This is a genomic window from Pseudomonas sp. B21-048 (genome assembly GCF_024748615.1).
Lineage (GTDB): Bacteria > Pseudomonadota > Gammaproteobacteria > Pseudomonadales > Pseudomonadaceae > Aquipseudomonas.
On sequence record NZ_CP087168.1, the window covers coordinates 4791549 to 4808565 of the forward strand.

The window sequence follows — 17017 nt, forward strand, 5'->3', positions numbered from 1 at the left end:
CATGGCGGTCAAAGCAGCGAAAATCAGCGTATATGCCTGGGAAGGCAAAGACAAAAAAGGCACAAGAATGACCGGCGAATTGACCGGCCAGAATCCCGCGCTGATCAAGGCGCAGTTGCGCAAGCAAGGCATCAACCCGGGCAAGGTTCGAAAAAAAACCGCGTCCATTTTCAGTGCCGGCAAACGTATCAAGCCCTTGGACATTGCTCTGTTTACCCGGCAGATGGCGACCATGATGAAAGCCGGCGTACCGTTGCTGCAATCGTTCGACATTATCGGCGAGGGCTTCGACAACCCGAACATGCGCAAGCTGGTGGACGAGGTGAAACAGGAAGTCGCGGCCGGCAACAGTTTCGCCGCGGCCCTGCGCAAGAAACCCCAGTATTTCGATGAGCTGTACTGCAACCTGGTGGATGCCGGCGAGCAGGCCGGCGCTCTGGATACGTTGCTGGAACGGGTGGCGACCTACAAGGAAAAGAGCGAAAGCCTCAAGGCCAAGATCAAGAAAGCCATGACCTACCCACTGGCCGTGGTATTCGTCGCGATCATTGTGACCGGGATTCTACTGGTCAAGGTGGTGCCGCAATTCGAGTCGGTGTTCTCCGGGTTTGGTGCCGAGTTGCCGGCATTCACCGTGATGGTCATCGGCTTGTCGGAGTTCATGCAGGCCTGGTGGTGGATGCTGCTCGGCGTGCTGGCTGGAGCATTCTTCGGCGTGCGTCACGCCTTTAAAAAGTCCCCGGGCTTTCGTGACCGGATGGACACCTGGCTGCTGAAACTGCCGTTGGTGGGCGCGCTCATGTACAAGTCCGCCGTGGCCCGTTACGCCCGCACCTTGTCGACCACATTTGCCGCCGGGGTGCCATTGGTCGAAGCTCTGGATTCAGTGGCGGGCGCAACCGGCAATATCGTGTTCAAGCGCGCGGTGTTACGTATCAAGCAGGACGTTTCCACCGGCATGCAGCTGAATTTTGCCATGCGCACCTCTGGCATCTTTCCGAACATGGCGATTCAGATGACGGCCATTGGCGAAGAGTCCGGCGCTCTGGACGACATGCTCGACAAGGTCGCGAGTTTCTACGAGGCTGAGGTGGACAACATGGTCGATAACCTGACCAGTCTGATGGAGCCTTTCATCATGGTGGTGCTGGGGGTTATCGTCGGCGGCCTGGTGGTTGCGATGTACCTGCCCATCTTCCAACTTGGCTCAGCGATCTGATATGTCCTTGAACGAATTTCTGAGTCTCAACCCGCTGGCCTTCACGATCACGGCATTGGTGATCGGTTTGCTGATCGGCAGTTTCCTCAACGTGGTGGTCTGGCGCTTGCCGAAAATGCTTGAGCGTGAATGGCGCCTGCAGGCCCATGACGTACTGGATTTGCCACCCGAAGCCCCCGGCCCGGCTTACAACCTGATACTTCCTCACTCCGAGTGCCCCGACTGCGGCCATCGGATTCGAGCGTGGGAAAACATTCCCGTGCTCAGTTACCTGTTTTTACGCGGGCGATGCTCCAACTGTGCGGCGCCGATCAGCAAACGTTACCCGCTGACCGAACTGGCCTGTGGCGTGCTGTCGGCGTTCGTCGCCTGGCATTTCGGCTTCGGTTGGCAGGCCTGCATGGTGCTGGTCCTGAGCTGGGGCCTTTTGGCGATGAGCCTGATCGATGCCGAGCATCAGCTGTTGCCGGACGTGCTGGTGCTGCCGTTGATATGGTTGGGGTTGATCGTCAACAGCTTCGGGCTCTTCGTCTCACTGCATGATGCGCTCTGGGGTGCGGTGGCCGGCTACATGGCTTTGTGGACGGTGTTCTGGCTGTTCAAGCTGATCACCGGCAAGGACGGCATTGGCTACGGTGACTTCAAGCTCTTGGCGATGCTCGGCGCCTGGGGCGGCTGGCAGATACTGCCCATGACCATCCTGCTGTCATCGCTGCTGGGCGCCATCATCGGGGTGATTTTACTGCGCCTGCGGGACGCGAAAACCTCGACGCCGCTGCCCTTTGGCCCTTATCTGGCGATTGCCGGCTGGATTGCCTTGCTCTGGGGTGGTCAAATAACCGGCTTCTATTGGCAGTTTGTCGGTTTGAAATGAATACCCCTGTGGAAAAACCCTGGATTCTCGGCCTGACCGGCGGCATCGGCAGCGGCAAAAGCGCGGCAGCCCAGCACTTCATCGATCTGGGCGTGCACGTGGTGGACGCTGATCATGCAGCTCGCTGGGTGGTCGAACCCGGTCGCCCGGCACTGGCGAAGATTACCGAGCACTTTGGCCCCGGCGTGCTGCAAGTCGACGGCCAACTGGATCGCGCGGCGCTGCGCAAGCTGATCTTCGAAGTGCCGGATGAACGCCGCTGGCTCGAAGCGCTGCTGCATCCGCTGATCGCCGAAGAAATCACCCACCATCTGGCCAAGGCACAATCGTCTTACGCGATTCTGGTTTCGCCGCTGCTGATCGAGTCCGGGCAGTACGCCATGACCCAACGGGTCCTGGTGATCGATGCCCCGGAACAGTTACAGATCGAACGCACCCTGCAGCGTGACCAGACCAGCGAACAGCAGGTCCAGGCGATCCTCAAGGCCCAGTCCAGCCGACAGGACCGCGTGAGCCATGCCGACGATGTGGTGGTCAACGACCGCGACCTCGCCTGGCTGCACAGCGAGGTCGAACGCCTGCATCACTTTTACCTTACTTTGCGTGGAGGCCAGTCATGAGCCAAACCCCAACCGTCGATTGCCCAACCTGTGGCGCCCCTGTCGAATGGAGCCCCGAAAATACGTTCCGGCCGTTCTGTTCGGACCGTTGCAAACTGATCGACCTGGGCGCCTGGGCGTCGGAAGAACACAAGATCCCGGTGAGCCCGGATGCCGAAGACGAACTGTTCAGCGAAGACTTCGACCCGCGTCACTGATCCCGACCCTCAGGGCCGCATAAAGCCGTAGTCCTGGCCTTCGTCGAGGTTCTCGGCGAGAAACCGCAACTCATCGGCCAGGTCTTCGATATTGCGTACCGCCTTGCTCTGCTGCACTACCGCACTGAGCAAGGCGCGCAGGCTCAATCCCGGATCGAAGCCCACCTCTTGCGCCATATCCACACTCTGACGCAATTCCTGTCTGGCCCACTCGTACACACTCATGCCGTTGCTCCTGAAGGTTTTCCAGAGCATGGATTCGGCAACGTTTTTTGGATTTGATGTGGATCAAGATTTGGGGTCGTCATCTTTCCAGGGGGCCGAAAGGTAGCGCGTGCGATTGAACGTCTCCAACCATTCGGGGCAGAACACCACCAATGCGCTGACCACCATGCCGTTGATAAACGCTTCCGGGAAAATCAGCAGCCACAGGTAACCGACAAAATCTTCCAGCCAATAGGGCATGGCGAAACGTTCGTCGTACCACAGCAGCGTGAGCGCCAGAATCAAACACAACAGGGCCGACAACGCAGCGGCAAAAAAGCCGGAACAGAAGATGTACACAAAGGGATTACGCGGCTGCGCGCGCTCGACCAGGATGGCGCAGCACTCGGTAATCAGCACCGGCAGCAGAATCAGCAGCGCGCCGTTGACCCCCATGGCCGCCATGTCCTGCCGCCCGAGCAGCACCAATCCCGTTTGCGCGACCAACCCGCCGACAATCGCCAACGGCCAATCCAGCAGTAACGTCACCGCCGTCATGCCGATGAAGTGATAGGACACGCCAGTATCAAAGTCCCGTCGCACCAGCCAAAGCATGAACAGCGCGAACACCGTGCCGAACAACAGATGCTGACGGCGGCTATCGCTGAACAATTCAACCCAGGGCGCTCGACAGACAGCCCAGATCACCGCCGGCAGGTAAATCAGCCAGCCGACTGTGAGGCTTTGCGGTGACAGCAGTTCAGCGCCAATCATGGGCGTGCATTCCTAGGCGCCGGGGCTCCCCGAAGCAAAAGACTGAGCAGCAACACTGTTCTATATTTCACGCGTCTCTCCCGTCGTGATTGCTCTCAGTCTATACCGGCGTTTCTGACTGGCCGTGTCGCGCGTTTACCCCGGCGAGTAGAGAATCCGAGGTCAAGGTAGAGGTTTATCCGAATTCTTCACTGTTCGGTGACGGCAAGGAAATGGAGGTTGAACAATGAACTAGACTCACGCGGTTGGTATGAAGTTGAACGTCAAGAGCAGAGGGCCGTCCACGACTGACGCCAGTTTTGCTCGAAGCAATGCGACTGGCATCTGTGAGGCTTTGGTCATGGCAAAGGATAAGAAGAAACCCGCTGTTAAAAGTAACGCCGCTGAACCCTTGAAACTGACGAACAAAGACTATCTTGAGCAGTTACGCCGGCTGCACATCGAAATGGTCAAGTTGCAGGAATGGGTGAAACAGAAAGGCATCAAGATTTGTATCGTCTTCGAGGGGCGCGACGGTGCCGGCAAGGGCGGCACGATCAAGGCGCTCACTGAGAGGGTGAGCCCGCGTGTCTTTCGGGTGGTCGCGCTACCTGCACCGACCGATCGCGAGAAGAGCCAGATGTACATGCAGCGCTACATGTCGCACATGCCAGCGGCCGGCGAAGTGGTGATCTTCGATCGCAGTTGGTACAACCGCGCAGGGGTCGAACGGGTGATGGGATTTTGTACCGATGAACAGACGACCCGTTTCCTGGCCTTGGCTCCCCTCATGGAACGCATGATGGTCGACTCGGGCGTAATGCTGTTCAAGTACTGGCTGGAAGTCAGCGAAGAGGAGCAGACCCGCCGGCTCGAGGCGCGGATCAAGGATGGCCGCAAAATCTGGAAACTGACGCCAATGGATCTCAAGTCATACAGCCGCTGGTATGACTACTCGCGCGCACGCGACGACATGTTCAAGGCGACCGACACCGATCATGCTCCCTGGCTTGTGGCCAACTCGAACGACAAAAAGCGGGCCCGCCTCAACATCATCTCTGATTTGCTCAGCCGCATTCCGTACAAGAATGTACCGCGCGAGAAGGTGATTTTGCCCAAACGGCAGAAACCAGGCGGCTATCGTGAACCGAATCATCCGCTGCGGCGAATTCCAGAAAAATTCTGACCGGCACGTTCAAGCGGATCTGCGCTGTATACCAGAGGGCCACAGTCCTATGAGCCATTCGGATGCTTCGCCTCCCGTCCCGGAACCGGGCCGGATTGCCCATCGGGATACCGGCGGCGACAAGGCCGGTTGGGATCGCTGGCTACCGGGACTGCGCACGCTACGCGGATACAAAATTGCCTGGTTGAGGCACGACCTTGTGGCCGGTTTGGTACTGACCACGATGCTGGTGCCTGTCGGCATCGCCTACGCAGTGGCGTCGGGCGTACCCGGCATCTATGGCCTTTACGCGACCATCGTTCCGCTGCTCGCTTATGCGCTGTTCGGACCCAGCCGGATTCTGGTGCTGGGGCCGGATTCCTCGCTGGCGGCCGTCATTCTCGCCGTCGTGCTGCCACTGTCCGGCGGTGATCCGCATCGTGCCATCGCCCTTGCGAGCATGATGGCGATCGTATCGGGGGTTGTGTGCATCCTGGCCGGCATAGCGCGCCTGGGTTTTGTCACGGAGCTGCTTTCCAAACCGATCCGCTACGGGTACATGAACGGGATCGCGCTGACGGTATTGATCAGCCAACTGCCCAAATTTTTCGGTTTTTCGATTGAATCCGACGGCCCGCTAAGAAACCTGTGGGCGATCGCTACAGCTGTAATGGAGGGGAAAACCAACTGGACCGCGTTCATGGTCGGCGCAGGCACCTTGGCCGTGATTATGCTGCTCAAGGGCAACAAGCGCGTGCCGGGCATTCTGATTGCCGTGGCAGGGGCGACCGTCGTTGTGGGCATGCTGGACCTTGCAGCGCGGTCCGGAATATCGGTCCTCGGCTCTCTTCCACAAGGCTTGCCTGCGTTCGCCATCCCCTGGATCACTCGTGACGATATCGTCCCCGTCCTGATCGGCGGTTGTGCCGTTGCCCTGGTTTCGTTTGCCGATACCAGCGTGCTCTCGCGTGTCTATGCGGCGCGGACCCGTACCTATGTCGACCCGAACCAGGAAATGGTGGGCCTCGGCGTCGCCAACCTGGCCGCCGGATTTTTTCAGGGTTTTGCAATCAGCAGCAGTTCGTCACGTACGCCCGTGGCCGAGGCCGCAGGCGCCAAAACCCAGTTGACCGGAGTCATCGGCGCGCTTGCGGTTGCCTTACTGCTGGTGGTGGCACCGGACCTGTTGAAGGATTTACCTACCAGCGCACTGGCTGCGGTGGTGATCGCCTCCGCCATCGGCCTGATCGAGGTCAGCGACCTGCGACGAATTTATCGAATCCAGCGTTGGGAGTTCTGGCTGTCAATCGTCTGCACCGTCGGCGTGGCCGTGCTGGGGGCGATTGAAGGCATCGGCCTGGCCATCGTGATCGCCGTCATCGAATTTCTGTGGGATGGCTGGCGCCCTTACTCTGCCGTTCTGGGACGCGCGGAAGGCGTCAAGGGTTATCACGACATCAAGCGCTATCCCGACGCGCGCCTTGTACCCGGTCTAGTACTGTTTCGCTGGGATGCGCCGTTGTTTTTCGCCAACGCCGAGTTGTTCCACGACCGAGTGCTCGACGCCGTGGCGGCATCGCCTACGCCAGTGCGCTGGTTGGTCGTTGCGGCGGAACCTGTCACCAGCGTGGACGTGACCTCCGCCGACATGTTGGCGGAGCTGGACGAAACCTTGCACGCGGCGGGTATCAAGTTGTGCGTGGCCGAGATGAAGGATCCGGTCAAGGACAAGCTGAAGCGATTCGGGCTTTTCGCGCGACTTGGCGAAACGGCGTTCTTTCCAACAATAGGCACTGCAGTCGACAGCTATCTGATGATTCATCCGGTGGATTGGGAGGACCAGGATCACTGAGTAGCATCGAAGATACCCGCGACCAGCACGCAGATTGCCAGCGCGTCTATGCTGGACTTACCGATCGCAGCCTTTGTAACTCTCTACTGGAGGTAATCAATGGTTCCCACGCCCATGCTCGAAAAGATTTTTTCCCGGGATCTGCTCGATGTGCTGATTCGTGCCGGAGTGATTGCCGTTCTGGTGATGTTCTGCTTTCAGATATTCAGCCCGTTCCTCGACCTGATGCTCTGGTCGGTGATCCTGGCAATCACCCTCTACCCCTTGCAAGTCAGGTTCAAAGGCAAGCTGGGGAACAAAGACGGGCTCACCGCGACGCTGATCGTATTGATCGCCATCAGTATTCTTATGGTGCCTGTTTATTTGTTGGGAGCCTCGCTTGCGGAATCCGTGGAGAAGGTCATGACCATGGTCAAAACCGACAGCTTCCATATTCCGCCACCGTCCGATACGGTAGCCAGCTGGCCACTCGTGGGAAAACCTCTTTATAACTTGTGGGCGCAAGCCACCACTGACCTGCCCGATCTGGCACAGAAGTTCATACCGCAGATCAAAGGTGTCAGCCTCTCCCTGCTGAGCAAGCTTGCGGGTGTCAGCATGGGGCTCCTTTTATTCATCGTCGCCCTGATTATTGCCGGTATTTTTTTAGCGTATGGCGAAAGCGGTCACCGCAGCGCGGTGCGAATCGTTTCGCGCTTCAGCGGTCCGATCAATGGGCCGAAAATCGCTGATCTGTGCACCGCCACCATCCGGGCAGTGGCGTTGGGGGTGGTCGGTATCGCCTTCATCCAGATGCTGTTGGTGGGCATCGGCTTTGTGCTCATGGGCGTCCCCGGCGCCGGTCTTCTCGCTTTGGCGGTGCTGCTTCTTGGCATCATGCAATTACCGGCGAGCCTGATTACCCTTCCGGTCATCGCCTTTGTTTTCATGAGCGAAGGTGCCAGCACGGCGACCATTGTGTTTGCCATCTATGTCTTCATCGCAGGATTGGTCGATAACGTCCTCAAACCACTGTTGCTAGGCCGTGGTGTCGATGTACCGATGCCTGTGGTGCTGATCGGTGCCTTGGGCGGCATGGTCACGGGCGGTATCCTCGGCTTGTTTATCGGCCCTGTGATACTCGCGGTCGGTTATCAGCTGTTCTGGGAATGGGTGGATCAAGCGCAAGAACCCGGGCCAGACAACCAGGGGCAGACCTGACACGGCGGCCGAGGATATCCCCATGCTGTTAAACCTGCTGGCCGGCCTCCCCGTAATGTTGTTCTGCCTGCTGATGCAAGCCGTTTTCGTGACCATATGCCTGCGTCAATACGTGCATTTCAGGCATTCCAAACCGCCTGAAACGCAATGGCTGAATATCCTGTTGTTATCAATGGTCATGCTGCTGATGTTGCTGAGTAATTTCGTGCAGATTGCCATCTGGGCCGCGCTGTTCACGCTGCTTGATGAGTTCGACGAATTCGCCATCGCGCTGTATCACTCGGCGGTCAACTTCGCCACGCTGGGCTACGGAGACATCGTCATGTCCTCTCGCTGGCGTCTGCTTGGCCCATTGGAGGCAGCCAACGGAATCCTGATGTTTGGTGTCTCCACCTCAGTGATGACCGCTGCGGTGATGGATGTCATAAAACACAACATGGAAAGGCTACAGCAGCGTTAACGCCCGTAGGCATGCACCGATCATGGCAGGGCCTTCTCCAGCGCCTCACGCAATTGTGCCGCCGTGGCGTATTCGTGCTGCCCCACCAATTGGCCGTCCTTGAGCTGCAGCCACAGCACTTTATCCACGGACCCGGGGTAGCGCGGCGCCACGCGACCATCACGGTCAAGCATCACTCGATAGGAATAATCGCGCATAGCCGGTACTGCGAACATCTTCGCGATCAGTCGAGGCATGCGCTGGATGTCTGCGACAAATACCGTGTGCCTAGCCTCCAGGTAGCCCTTGGGCTGGTCCTGCAGAGCGGCGCCGATTAGTTTGGCGGCGTCCATGCTGCGCGCCACCAGTAGCGTCTGAGTCTGGTTATCGAGCGTGAAGGCCTGATCGAACTGATCAAGTAAGGTCCACGGCGCCAGGCGCTCGCCAACCTCCAGTGCCTGGGCCCAAAGAGGCAAAAGACTGAGCAATAACACCGGCCAATATTTCACGTTCTACTCCTTGTTTGAGCGCATATGCGTAATGCCCGCCAGTCTACACCGTCCGTTCCGAGTGCCCAGCGCCTCCGTTTACCGTTTCACGCTTTCTGCTTGTCGCAAATGAACGCTAAGCTTGGGCCTATGGATGACTCAGATTATTTACGCCTGCTGACCATTGCGGCCGAGCAAGCCAACACGTTCCTGTCCAATGCCCGCAAATGGGAGCGCGAGCGTTGGGTTTGCCAGCGCCTGCTGCAAGGCCTGAACATTCCCTATCGCGCCGACGAATTTGCCCCCGCCGGGGAGCCGCCGGACGTGTTGTTCCGCGACGCGAATTTCGAGGTGTTTTTCGTGCTCGACGAAGGCCGACGCCTCAACGACGAATGGCGCGACGAGCTGCAACGTCGACGCAGCGCGTTTTCCCTGAGCCAACTGGTGCGCCGCGAGGCCAAGCCCCGGCGGATCCCGGCCAATGAATTTCTACTGAGGCTGGCGCCGACTTTGCGCAAAAAAGCCCACAACTACAAAGAGCGCGGCATGGACCTGGGGGAGCTGGACATCATTGCCTTCGCCAGCCTCAAGCGCGAAGTGCTGGACCTCAACAGCCACTTTCCGCCGCCCACCGAATACTTGCGTCAGGGTTGGCGCTCGCTGTCGCTGGTCGGCCCGACTTTCGCCCGAGTGCTCTTCGCCCACCCCGAAGCCCCGGACTTCCTGCGCGGCAATCTGGGGCGCAGCATCGTTTTCGATGTCGGGATCAGCCTGTGAGTCCGTTGCGGACATGGCGCAATCACTGCTCGAGTGTTACAAAGTGGCATCGTTCGCCTGGACGATACAGTGAACGTCGAGCCGATCCCGGACAGTGGTTATGTGTCATTCAACCCAGGGTAAAAGCCTCTGTAGCTTCTTCACATTCAGTAACGTCTACCCGACGAGGCCCAATATGACCAGCCGCCTGAACCCGGACGACCAGAAGCATGTCGAAGAGTACCTGCGCCTGTCCCAGCACCAAGTCGAGCGCCGGCCTTTCCGGCCGTGGATGCTCCTGGTGATGGTGTTGGCAGTGACCATTGGTTTAGGCCTGTTGAGCCGCCTTATCAGTTACCTGACGCTATGAGTTGCCTTGCACTCGCGAAGGTATTGCCACCGATTTCCTTTAGCCTTGCGAGATATCCCCATGACTCATCGTATTGTCATCGTCGGCGGCGGCGCCGGCGGTCTGGAGTTGGCTACCCGTCTGGGTAAGACTCTGGGCAAGCGCGGCACGGCCAGTGTGATGCTGGTCGACGCGAACCTGACCCACATCTGGAAACCGCTGTTGCACGAAGTGGCGGCAGGTTCTCTGAACTCCTCCGAAGACGAACTCAACTATGTCGCCCAGGCAAAATGGAACCACTTCGAGTTCCAGCTGGGGCGCATGAGTGGGCTCGATCGTACGCAGAAAAAAATCCAGTTGGCCGCCACCTACGACGATGCCGGCCTGGAGCTGGTGCCGGCGCGCGAAGTGCCTTACGACTCGCTGGTGATTGCCGTCGGCAGCACCACCAACGACTTCGGCACTCAAGGCGCGGCGCAACACTGTCTGTTCCTCGACACCCGCAAACAGGCCGAGCGCTTCCATCAGCAACTGCTCAATCACTACCTGCGCGCCCACGCCGGGCAAACTGACGCAGTGCAGCAGATCAGCGTAGCGATCGTCGGCGCCGGTGCCACCGGGGTCGAACTGGCAGCGGAACTGCACAACGCCGCCCATGAACTCGCGGCCTACGGCCTGGACCGGATCAAACCGGAAAACATGCACATCACCCTGATCGAAGCCGGGCCACGGGTGCTGCCAGCTCTGCCGGAACGAATCGGCGGGCCTGTGCATAAAACCCTGGAGAAACTCGGGGTCAACGTGATGACTAACGCTGCAGTCAGCGAAGTGACGGCAGACAGCCTGATTACCGCCGATGGCAAAATGATCAACGCCAGCCTGAAAGTCTGGGCCGCCGGAATTCGTGCTCCGGCCTTCCTCAAAGACATCGATGGCCTGGAAACCAACCGCATCCATCAGCTGCAAGTGTTACCGACCCTGCAAACCACCCGCGACGAAAACATCTTCGCCTTCGGTGACTGCGCGGCCTGCCCACAACCGGGCACCGATCGCAATGTACCGCCGCGCGCGCAGGCTGCGCACCAGCAAGCTTCGTTGCTGGCCAAATCGCTGAAACTGCGGATCGAAGGCAAATCCCTGCCGGAGTACAAGTACACCGACTACGGTTCGCTGATCTCGCTGTCGCGCTTTTCGGCTGTGGGTAACTTGATGGGCAACCTCACCGGCAGCGTGATGCTTGAGGGCTGGCTGGCGCGGATGTTTTACGTGTCGCTGTACCGCATGCACCAGATGGCGTTGTATGGCGCGTTCCGCACGGCGATGTTGATGCTGGGTAGCAAGATTGGGCGCGGAACTGAGCCGCGGCTGAAGCTGCATTAAGATTTCGGCGTTGCTTAGGGCCTCTTCGCGCGACACAGAGCGATACACCACGCCCGCTAAATGGCCACACCCGAGCAAGGCACTGCCTGCTTCGGTCATCGCCGCACTTGCGTGGCGTCCTTTATCGAGCGGTTGTGTCGTGCAACCAAGGGCTTGTTCGAGCACCTGAAAGACAATAGTTAAGCTCTGAAGGCCCAAGCCCTGCCTCTCCATCGAGAAGTAGGGCTTTTTTGCATTTACTGCAGGCAAAAAAAATCCCCGTATCTTTCAATACGAGGATTTTCAATATGGTCGGGGTAAGGGGATTCGAACTCCTGACATCCTGCTCCCAAAGCAGGCGCGCTACCGGACTGCGCTATACCCCGGTAAAAAAAAGGCACCTTTGAAAGGCGCCTTCTTCGATCAGCGCTTTTGGCGTCTGATCTTAAGATTCGATTCCAGCGTTAACTGGTTTCAAAAATGGTGGGTCGTGTGGGATTCGAACCTACGACCAATTGGTTAAAAGCCAACTGCTCTACCAACTGAGCTAACGACCCAAAAATGGTCGGGGTAAGGGGATTCGAACTCCTGACATCCTGCTCCCAAAGCAGGCGCGCTACCGGACTGCGCTATACCCCGGTTTGAAATTGGCTCCGTGACCAGGACTCGAACCTGGGACCCAATGATTAACAGTCATTTGCTCTACCGACTGAGCTATCACGGAACTACATATTTCAATTACAACATTTGAAACTTACTGCACTCTCTTCGACTCGTTCGCATCGCTGCGTTCGTGTGTCTGAGGCGCGCTATTCTACAATCTTAAACACCTCTGTCAACCCCCTAAATTGCTTTCAAGTTAATGATTTGCAACTTATTTCAGATTCCTGCTTGGGGAGCAGAAACCCTTCAGGGCGACTTACTGCGGGGCGCACTTTACAAGCCTTTTCCTTTAAGTTCAACAGCCTGGCGAAAAAAAGGCCTCGCGATGCGAGGCCTCCTTCATTGCACTGCCGCTGAGCGTCAGACGAAAACGATTTCGTCGTTTTCCACGGTGCCCTTGGCCGTCTCGCCCGGCATGAATCTACCCGACAGAATCAGCTGTGCCAGCGGGTTCTCGATCCAGCGCTGGATCGCCCGTTTGAGTGGCCGTGCGCCATAGACCGGGTCGTAACCGACGGCGATCAGCTTATCCATCGCTTCAGGGCTGAGTTCCAGCTTCAGCTCGCGCTCGGTGAGGCGGCTACGCAGGCGGCCCAACTGGATCTCGGTAATGCCAGCGATCTGATCCCGAGCCAGCGGCTCGAAAATCACCACTTCGTCGACTCGGTTGATGAACTCCGGCCGGAAGTGCGTGGAAATCGCATCCATCACTGCTGCTCGTTGCGCCTCGCGATCCCCTGTCAGTTCCTGGATCTGCACCGAGCCCAGGTTGGAGGTCATGACGATCACGGTATTTTTGAAATCTACCGTGCGGCCATGGCTGTCGGTCAGGCGTCCATCTTCAAGCACTTGCAGCAGGATGTTGAACACGTCCGGGTGGGCCTTCTCGACTTCGTCCAGGAGAATCACCGAATAAGGCTTGCGACGCACCGCCTCGGTCAGGTAGCCGCCCTCTTCATAGCCCACATAGCCCGGTGGCGCGCCGATCAGTCGAGCCACGGAATGTTTCTCCATGAACTCGGACATGTCGATTCGCACCATCGCCTCTTCGGTATCGAACAGAAACTCGGCCAGCGCCTTGCACAGCTCGGTTTTACCGACACCGGTCGGGCCGAGGAACATGAACGAGCCGCTCGGGCGATTCGGGTCGGACAACCCGGCCCGAGAGCGCCGCACCGCGTTGGAGACGGCGATCACCGCTTCGTCCTGGCCAATCACACGCTGGTGCAACAGGCTTTCCATCTTCATCAGTTTTTCGCGCTCGCCCTCGAGCATTTTCGCCACGGGGATACCGGTCCACTTCGACACGACTTCTGCGATCTCTTCTTCAGTCACCTTGCTGCGCAGCAACTGGTTTTCGCTTTTGCCATGCTGGTCGACCATTTGCAGGCTGCGCTCCAGGTCCGGGATCACTCCGTATTGCAGCTCGGCCATGCGGTTCAAGTCGCCTTTACGGCGCGCGGCTTCCAGTTCCTGACGGGACTGTTCGATCTTCTGCTGGATCTGTGCCGAACCCTGGACTTCGGCTTTTTCCGAATTCCAGATCTCTTCGAGGTCCGAGTATTCACGCTCGTGACGGTCGATTTCTTCCTGCAGTTTTTCCAGACGTTTCTTCGCCGCGTCGTCGCTTTCTTTCTTCAGCGCCTGGGACTCCACCTTCAGCTGAATCAAGCGACGTTCCAGGCGGTCCAGCACTTCCGGCTTGGAGTCGATTTCCATGCGGATGCGGCTGGCGGCTTCATCGATCAGGTCGATGGCTTTGTCCGGCAGCTGACGGTCGGTGATGTAGCGATGACTGAGCTTGGCCGCGGCGATGATCGCGCCGTCGGTGATCGCCACCTTGTGGTGAACCTCGTAACGCTCTTTCAGGCCACGCAGGATGGCGATGGTGTCTTCTTCGCTCGGCTCATCCACCAATACTTTCTGGAAGCGCCGCTCAAGGGCCGCGTCCTTCTCTATATATTGGCGGTACTCGTTGAGCGTGGTCGCGCCCACACAATGCAGTTCACCGCGAGCCAACGCCGGCTTGAGCATGTTGCCCGCATCCATCGAGCCTTCGCCTTTACCGGCGCCGACCATGGTGTGCAATTCGTCGATGAACAGAATGATCTGCCCTTCCTGCTTCGATAGTTCGTTGAGCAGGGATTTGAGGCGCTCTTCGAACTCGCCGCGGTATTTGGCCCCGGCAATCAGCGAGCCCATGTCCAGGGACAACAGACGCTTGCCTTTCAGGCCGTCCGGCACTTCACCGTTGATGATGCGCTGGGCCAGGCCTTCGGCGATGGCGGTTTTGCCCACGCCAGGCTCGCCGATCAGTACCGGGTTATTCTTGGTACGGCGTTGCAGGACCTGAATGGTGCGGCGAATTTCGTCGTCCCGACCGATCACCGGATCGAGTTTGCCCTCTTCAGCGCGCTTGGTCAGGTCGATGGTGTACTTGTCGAGCGCCTGACGTGACTCTTCGTGGTTGGCATCATTGACTGCCTCACCACCGCGCAGGTTATTGATCGCGTTTTCCAGGGCTTTCTTGCTCACGCCCTGGCCCAGCAACAATTTGCCGAGCTTGCTGTTCTCGTCCATCGCGGCGAGCAGCACCAGTTCGCTGGAGATGAACTGGTCGCCCTTCTGCTGGGCCAGACGATCGGCCTGATTGAGCAGGCGCGCCAGATCCTGCGACATGTTCACGTCGCCGGTGGGATTCTGGATTTTCGGTAGCTGATCGAGTGCTTTGGTCAGTTCTTTACGCAGGCTGTTGACGTCGAAACCCACCTGCATCAGCAGGGGTTTGATCGACCCCCCCTGTTGCTCAAGCATGGCCTGCATCAAATGCGCCGGTTCAATGGCCGGATGATCGAGGCCGACGGCCAGGGATTGGGCGTCGGACAAGGCTAACTGCAACTTGCTGGTTAAACGGTCTATACGCATGGGTCACCTTCCTTTTGAGCAGGCCGGACCTATAAACATCCTGAATGAAGAAGCCTGCCAGATACCTCACTAGATGTGGTCAATTCTGGAAGATTCAAGCGTCGTACAGTTGATGTAGATCAGAGAAGTCTAGCGTTCGATCCAGACTAAAGAGGCAAACCGGCCGGTGCGTGGACTGCGGCGGTAAGAAAAGAAACGTGGATCGGTCACAGTGCAAAACCCGCCGCCGTAGACAGCCGTTACACCGCGAGCGGCCAGCCGCAAACGCGCCAGCGCATAGATGTCGGCCATGAACTTGCCGGCATTCTGGCTCGGCACAAAGGCTTTGGCGGCTTCAGGCAATTGCTGGACGAAGGTTTCGCGCACTTCCGGGCCGACTTCAAAGGCTTGCGGGCCAATGGCCGGGCCGAGCCAGACCAGCACGTTTTCAGGCGGCACAGCCAGGCTGTCGAGGGTCGCTTCGAGCACACCTGCCGCCAATCCACGCCAACCGGCATGGGCCGCCGCAACGCGGGTGCCGGCACGGTCGCAAAACAGTGCTGGCAGGCAATCAGCGGTCATCGCCGCGCAGGCGATACCGGGTGTTGCCGTCCAGCTGGCGTCAGCGGTGGCCGTAATGCCTGGGTCAGCATGGGCCACGACAATGCCGTGTACCTGCTTTAACCAGGCTGGCTGAATAGAGAAATGATCGGTGAGGCGACGGCGGTTTTCGGCGACAGCTTCAGGACTGTCGTCGACGTGATCGCCCAGGTTGAGGCTGTCGAACGGCGCCAGACTGACGCCGCCCGCACGGGTGGTGACGCAGGCTTTCACCCCGGCAGGCGCAGGCCAGTCGGGAATCAGCCAGTCACTCATCCGATGAACGCCTCGCGGTCTTGCTTGAGCAGCGACAGCAACCAGACAAAGTCATCCGGCAATGGCGATTCCCAGCTCATGCGTTTACCGGTGGTCGGATGATCCAGTTCCAGAAACCGCGCATGCAGCGCCTGACGCGGGAAATTCTTCAGGGATTCGACCATGGTCACGCTGGCGGCCGGCGGAATACGGAAGCGACCGCCATAGGCAGGGTCTCCGACCAACGGGTAGTTGATGTGCGCCATGTGCACGCGAATCTGGTGCGTACGACCGGTTTCCAGTTTCACCCGCACGTGAGTGTGGGAGCGGAAACGCTCGAGTACGCGGTAATGGCTGACGGCTTGCTTGCCACCTTCCATCACAGCCATGCGCTGGCGTTGCTGGCCATGTCGACCGATCGGCGCATTGATCTTGCCGCCGGCCGTTACCACACCGATCACGATGCATTCGTAGATCCGGCTGACGCTACGGCTCTGCAATTGCGTGACAAGCTGTGTCTGCGCCTGAATGGTCTTGGCCACCACCATCAGACCGGTGGTGTCCTTGTCCAGGCGATGCACGATACCGGCGCGGGGCACATTGATAATGTCCGGCACGTGGTGCAGCAAGGCGTTGAGCAAGGTGCCATCGGCGTGACCGGCGGCAGGATGCACCACCAGGCCCGCAGGCTTGTTGATCACCAGGATGTCGTCGTCTTCATAAACGATGTCCAGGGCAATGTCTTGAGCGATCCACTCGCCTTGAGCTTCCTGCTCGGCAGTGAGCTCGAGGATGGCGCCACCATGGACGATGTCTCGCGGGCGGATCACCGCCCCATCCACAGTCAGGCGGCCGTCTTTGATCCAGGCGGAAAGGCGCGAGCGCGAGTGCTCAGCGAATAATTGTGCGGCGACTTGATCGAGGCGTTGGCCGCCCAATTCGGACGGCACCTCTGCGCGAAGTTCAATTTTATCGGACATGCTCAGACTAGGCGTCGGCACAGCTTTTGGTTTCGGCTGCGCGCTTGTGGTTAAATACGGCGTCTTTTGCCCCGAGGCTTTTCAACGGGGCGCTCATCATAACAGGACGGCCCCGCCCAAGACAGCGGCCGTCATAGGGA

At 58.6% G+C, this 17017-nt stretch carries 17 protein-coding genes, 4 tRNA genes and 1 pseudogene; 12 read left to right on the forward strand and 10 right to left on the reverse strand.

Annotation, left to right across the window (positions count from 1 at the left end; translation table 11 throughout):
* The first annotated feature begins 1 nt into the window (after position 1).
* Genes LOY56_RS22405 through yacG form a run of 4 tightly spaced genes read left to right on the forward strand, consistent with a single transcriptional unit; the run spans position 2 to position 2910 of the window.
* Positions 2-1219, forward strand: coding sequence for a type II secretion system F family protein (locus LOY56_RS22405; RefSeq protein WP_258617157.1), 1218 nt, complete (start codon positions 2-4; stop codon positions 1217-1219).
* 1 nt (position 1220) lies between these two features.
* A complete protein-coding gene (locus LOY56_RS22410; protein ID WP_258617158.1) occupies positions 1221-2093 on the forward strand; it encodes an A24 family peptidase in 873 nt (290 codons plus the stop codon).
* Positions 2090-2713 carry a dephospho-CoA kinase gene (coaE, locus tag LOY56_RS22415; protein ID WP_258617159.1) on the forward strand — a complete coding sequence of 208 codons (624 nt, stop codon included), beginning with the start codon at positions 2090-2092 and terminating at the stop codon, positions 2711-2713. The genes LOY56_RS22410 and coaE overlap by 4 nt, the downstream gene beginning before the upstream one ends.
* Entirely contained in the window at positions 2710-2910 is a 201-nt protein-coding gene (gene yacG, locus LOY56_RS22420; protein WP_258617160.1) for a DNA gyrase inhibitor YacG, read from the forward strand. Before coaE ends, yacG begins: the two co-directional genes overlap by 4 nt.
* A gap of 9 nt (positions 2911-2919) precedes the next feature.
* On the opposite strand, the gene LOY56_RS22425 is transcribed toward yacG, so the two are convergent.
* Entirely contained in the window at positions 2920-3135 is a 216-nt protein-coding gene (locus tag LOY56_RS22425) for a hypothetical protein (protein ID WP_258617161.1), read from the reverse strand.
* Between the two features lie 63 nt (positions 3136-3198).
* Positions 3199-3888 (reverse strand): energy-coupling factor ABC transporter permease, encoded by a 690-nt coding sequence (locus LOY56_RS22430; protein ID WP_258617162.1) that lies wholly within the window; start codon positions 3886-3888, stop codon positions 3199-3201.
* A gap of 340 nt (positions 3889-4228) precedes the next feature.
* Between LOY56_RS22430 and ppk2 the strand changes: the two genes are divergently transcribed.
* The 4 genes from ppk2 to LOY56_RS22450 all read left to right on the forward strand — a co-directional run bounded on the left by ppk2 (position 4229) and on the right by LOY56_RS22450 (position 8544).
* Positions 4229-5053 carry a polyphosphate kinase 2 gene (gene ppk2, locus LOY56_RS22435; protein ID WP_258622841.1) on the forward strand — a complete coding sequence of 275 codons (825 nt, stop codon included), beginning with the start codon at positions 4229-4231 and terminating at the stop codon, positions 5051-5053.
* A 49-nt stretch (positions 5054-5102) separates the two neighbouring features.
* Positions 5103-6884: a SulP family inorganic anion transporter gene (locus LOY56_RS22440; RefSeq protein WP_258622842.1), complete on the forward strand. Its 1782-nt coding sequence runs from the start codon at positions 5103-5105 to the stop codon at positions 6882-6884.
* A 99-nt stretch (positions 6885-6983) separates the two neighbouring features.
* Entirely contained in the window at positions 6984-8084 is a 1101-nt protein-coding gene (locus LOY56_RS22445; RefSeq protein WP_258617163.1) for an AI-2E family transporter, read from the forward strand.
* Positions 8085-8106: 22 nt separating this feature from the next.
* On the forward strand, positions 8107-8544 hold the full coding sequence (locus LOY56_RS22450) for a potassium channel family protein (protein ID WP_258617164.1): 438 nt from the start codon (positions 8107-8109) through the stop codon (positions 8542-8544).
* 20 nt (positions 8545-8564) lie between these two features.
* Here the strand turns inward: LOY56_RS22450 and LOY56_RS22455 are convergent, their stop codons facing one another.
* Positions 8565-9032 (reverse strand): FAD/FMN-containing dehydrogenase, encoded by a 468-nt coding sequence (locus tag LOY56_RS22455; protein WP_258617165.1) that lies wholly within the window; start codon positions 9030-9032, stop codon positions 8565-8567.
* A 129-nt stretch (positions 9033-9161) separates the two neighbouring features.
* Here LOY56_RS22455 and LOY56_RS22460 point away from each other — a divergent pair, with 129 nt between their 5' ends.
* The 4 genes and pseudogenes from LOY56_RS22460 (at position 9162) to LOY56_RS22475 (ending at position 11496) form a co-directional block, all read left to right on the forward strand.
* Positions 9162-9788 carry a DUF1780 domain-containing protein gene (locus tag LOY56_RS22460; RefSeq protein ID WP_258617166.1) on the forward strand — a complete coding sequence of 209 codons (627 nt, stop codon included), beginning with the start codon at positions 9162-9164 and terminating at the stop codon, positions 9786-9788.
* A 9-nt stretch (positions 9789-9797) separates the two neighbouring features.
* Positions 9798-9911 (forward strand): annotated as a pseudogene (locus LOY56_RS22465) (MOSC domain-containing protein); the annotation flags it as partial.
* Positions 9912-9963: 52 nt separating this feature from the next.
* On the forward strand, positions 9964-10137 hold the full coding sequence (locus LOY56_RS22470; RefSeq protein ID WP_033864904.1) for a DUF3094 domain-containing protein: 174 nt from the start codon (positions 9964-9966) through the stop codon (positions 10135-10137).
* Positions 10138-10197: 60 nt separating this feature from the next.
* Positions 10198-11496 (forward strand): NAD(P)/FAD-dependent oxidoreductase, encoded by a 1299-nt coding sequence (locus LOY56_RS22475; protein ID WP_258617167.1) that lies wholly within the window; start codon positions 10198-10200, stop codon positions 11494-11496.
* A gap of 288 nt (positions 11497-11784) precedes the next feature.
* On the opposite strand, the gene LOY56_RS22480 is transcribed toward LOY56_RS22475, so the two are convergent.
* The 7 genes from LOY56_RS22480 to rluD all read right to left on the reverse strand — a co-directional run bounded on the left by LOY56_RS22480 (position 11785) and on the right by rluD (position 16877).
* Positions 11785-11861, reverse strand: a tRNA-Pro gene (locus tag LOY56_RS22480).
* 95 nt (positions 11862-11956) lie between these two features.
* Positions 11957-12032: transfer RNA gene (locus LOY56_RS22485), tRNA-Lys, on the reverse strand.
* Positions 12033-12037: 5 nt separating this feature from the next.
* Positions 12038-12114, reverse strand: a tRNA-Pro gene (locus LOY56_RS22490).
* Positions 12115-12123: 9 nt separating this feature from the next.
* A tRNA-Asn gene (locus tag LOY56_RS22495) sits at positions 12124-12199 on the reverse strand.
* 299 nt (positions 12200-12498) lie between these two features.
* Positions 12499-15063 carry an ATP-dependent chaperone ClpB gene (clpB, locus tag LOY56_RS22500; RefSeq protein WP_258617168.1) on the reverse strand — a complete coding sequence of 855 codons (2565 nt, stop codon included), beginning with the start codon at positions 15061-15063 and terminating at the stop codon, positions 12499-12501.
* A 129-nt stretch (positions 15064-15192) separates the two neighbouring features.
* Positions 15193-15918, reverse strand: coding sequence for a peptidoglycan editing factor PgeF (gene pgeF / locus LOY56_RS22505; RefSeq protein ID WP_258617169.1), 726 nt, complete (start codon positions 15916-15918; stop codon positions 15193-15195).
* On the reverse strand, positions 15915-16877 hold the full coding sequence (rluD, locus tag LOY56_RS22510) for a 23S rRNA pseudouridine(1911/1915/1917) synthase RluD (RefSeq protein ID WP_223485945.1): 963 nt from the start codon (positions 16875-16877) through the stop codon (positions 15915-15917). Before rluD ends, pgeF begins: the two co-directional genes overlap by 4 nt.
* Between the last annotated feature and the right edge of the window lie 140 nt (positions 16878-17017).

Bases quoted from the DNA above. Each gene is read 5' to 3' on its own strand.
- LOY56_RS22405 (WP_258617157.1), top strand. From the start codon at position 2: ATGGCGGTCAAAGCAGCGAAAATCAGCGTATATGCCTGGGAAGGCAAA.
- LOY56_RS22410 (WP_258617158.1), top strand. From the start codon at position 1,221: ATGTCCTTGAACGAATTTCTGAGTCTCAACCCGCTGGCCTTCACGATC.
- coaE (WP_258617159.1), top strand. From the start codon at position 2,090: ATGAATACCCCTGTGGAAAAACCCTGGATTCTCGGCCTGACCGGCGGC.
- yacG (WP_258617160.1), top strand. From the start codon at position 2,710: ATGAGCCAAACCCCAACCGTCGATTGCCCAACCTGTGGCGCCCCTGTC.
- LOY56_RS22425 (WP_258617161.1), bottom strand. From the start codon at position 3,135: ATGAGTGTGTACGAGTGGGCCAGACAGGAATTGCGTCAGAGTGTGGAT.
- LOY56_RS22430 (WP_258617162.1), bottom strand. From the start codon at position 3,888: ATGATTGGCGCTGAACTGCTGTCACCGCAAAGCCTCACAGTCGGCTGG.
- ppk2 (WP_258622841.1), top strand. From the start codon at position 4,229: ATGGCAAAGGATAAGAAGAAACCCGCTGTTAAAAGTAACGCCGCTGAA.
- LOY56_RS22440 (WP_258622842.1), top strand. From the start codon at position 5,103: ATGAGCCATTCGGATGCTTCGCCTCCCGTCCCGGAACCGGGCCGGATT.
- LOY56_RS22445 (WP_258617163.1), top strand. From the start codon at position 6,984: ATGGTTCCCACGCCCATGCTCGAAAAGATTTTTTCCCGGGATCTGCTC.
- LOY56_RS22450 (WP_258617164.1), top strand. From the start codon at position 8,107: ATGCTGTTAAACCTGCTGGCCGGCCTCCCCGTAATGTTGTTCTGCCTG.
- LOY56_RS22460 (WP_258617166.1), top strand. From the start codon at position 9,162: ATGGATGACTCAGATTATTTACGCCTGCTGACCATTGCGGCCGAGCAA.
- LOY56_RS22470 (WP_033864904.1), top strand. From the start codon at position 9,964: ATGACCAGCCGCCTGAACCCGGACGACCAGAAGCATGTCGAAGAGTAC.
- LOY56_RS22475 (WP_258617167.1), top strand. From the start codon at position 10,198: ATGACTCATCGTATTGTCATCGTCGGCGGCGGCGCCGGCGGTCTGGAG.
- clpB (WP_258617168.1), bottom strand. From the start codon at position 15,063: ATGCGTATAGACCGTTTAACCAGCAAGTTGCAGTTAGCCTTGTCCGAC.
- pgeF (WP_258617169.1), bottom strand. From the start codon at position 15,918: ATGAGTGACTGGCTGATTCCCGACTGGCCTGCGCCTGCCGGGGTGAAA.
- rluD (WP_223485945.1), bottom strand. From the start codon at position 16,877: ATGTCCGATAAAATTGAACTTCGCGCAGAGGTGCCGTCCGAATTGGGC.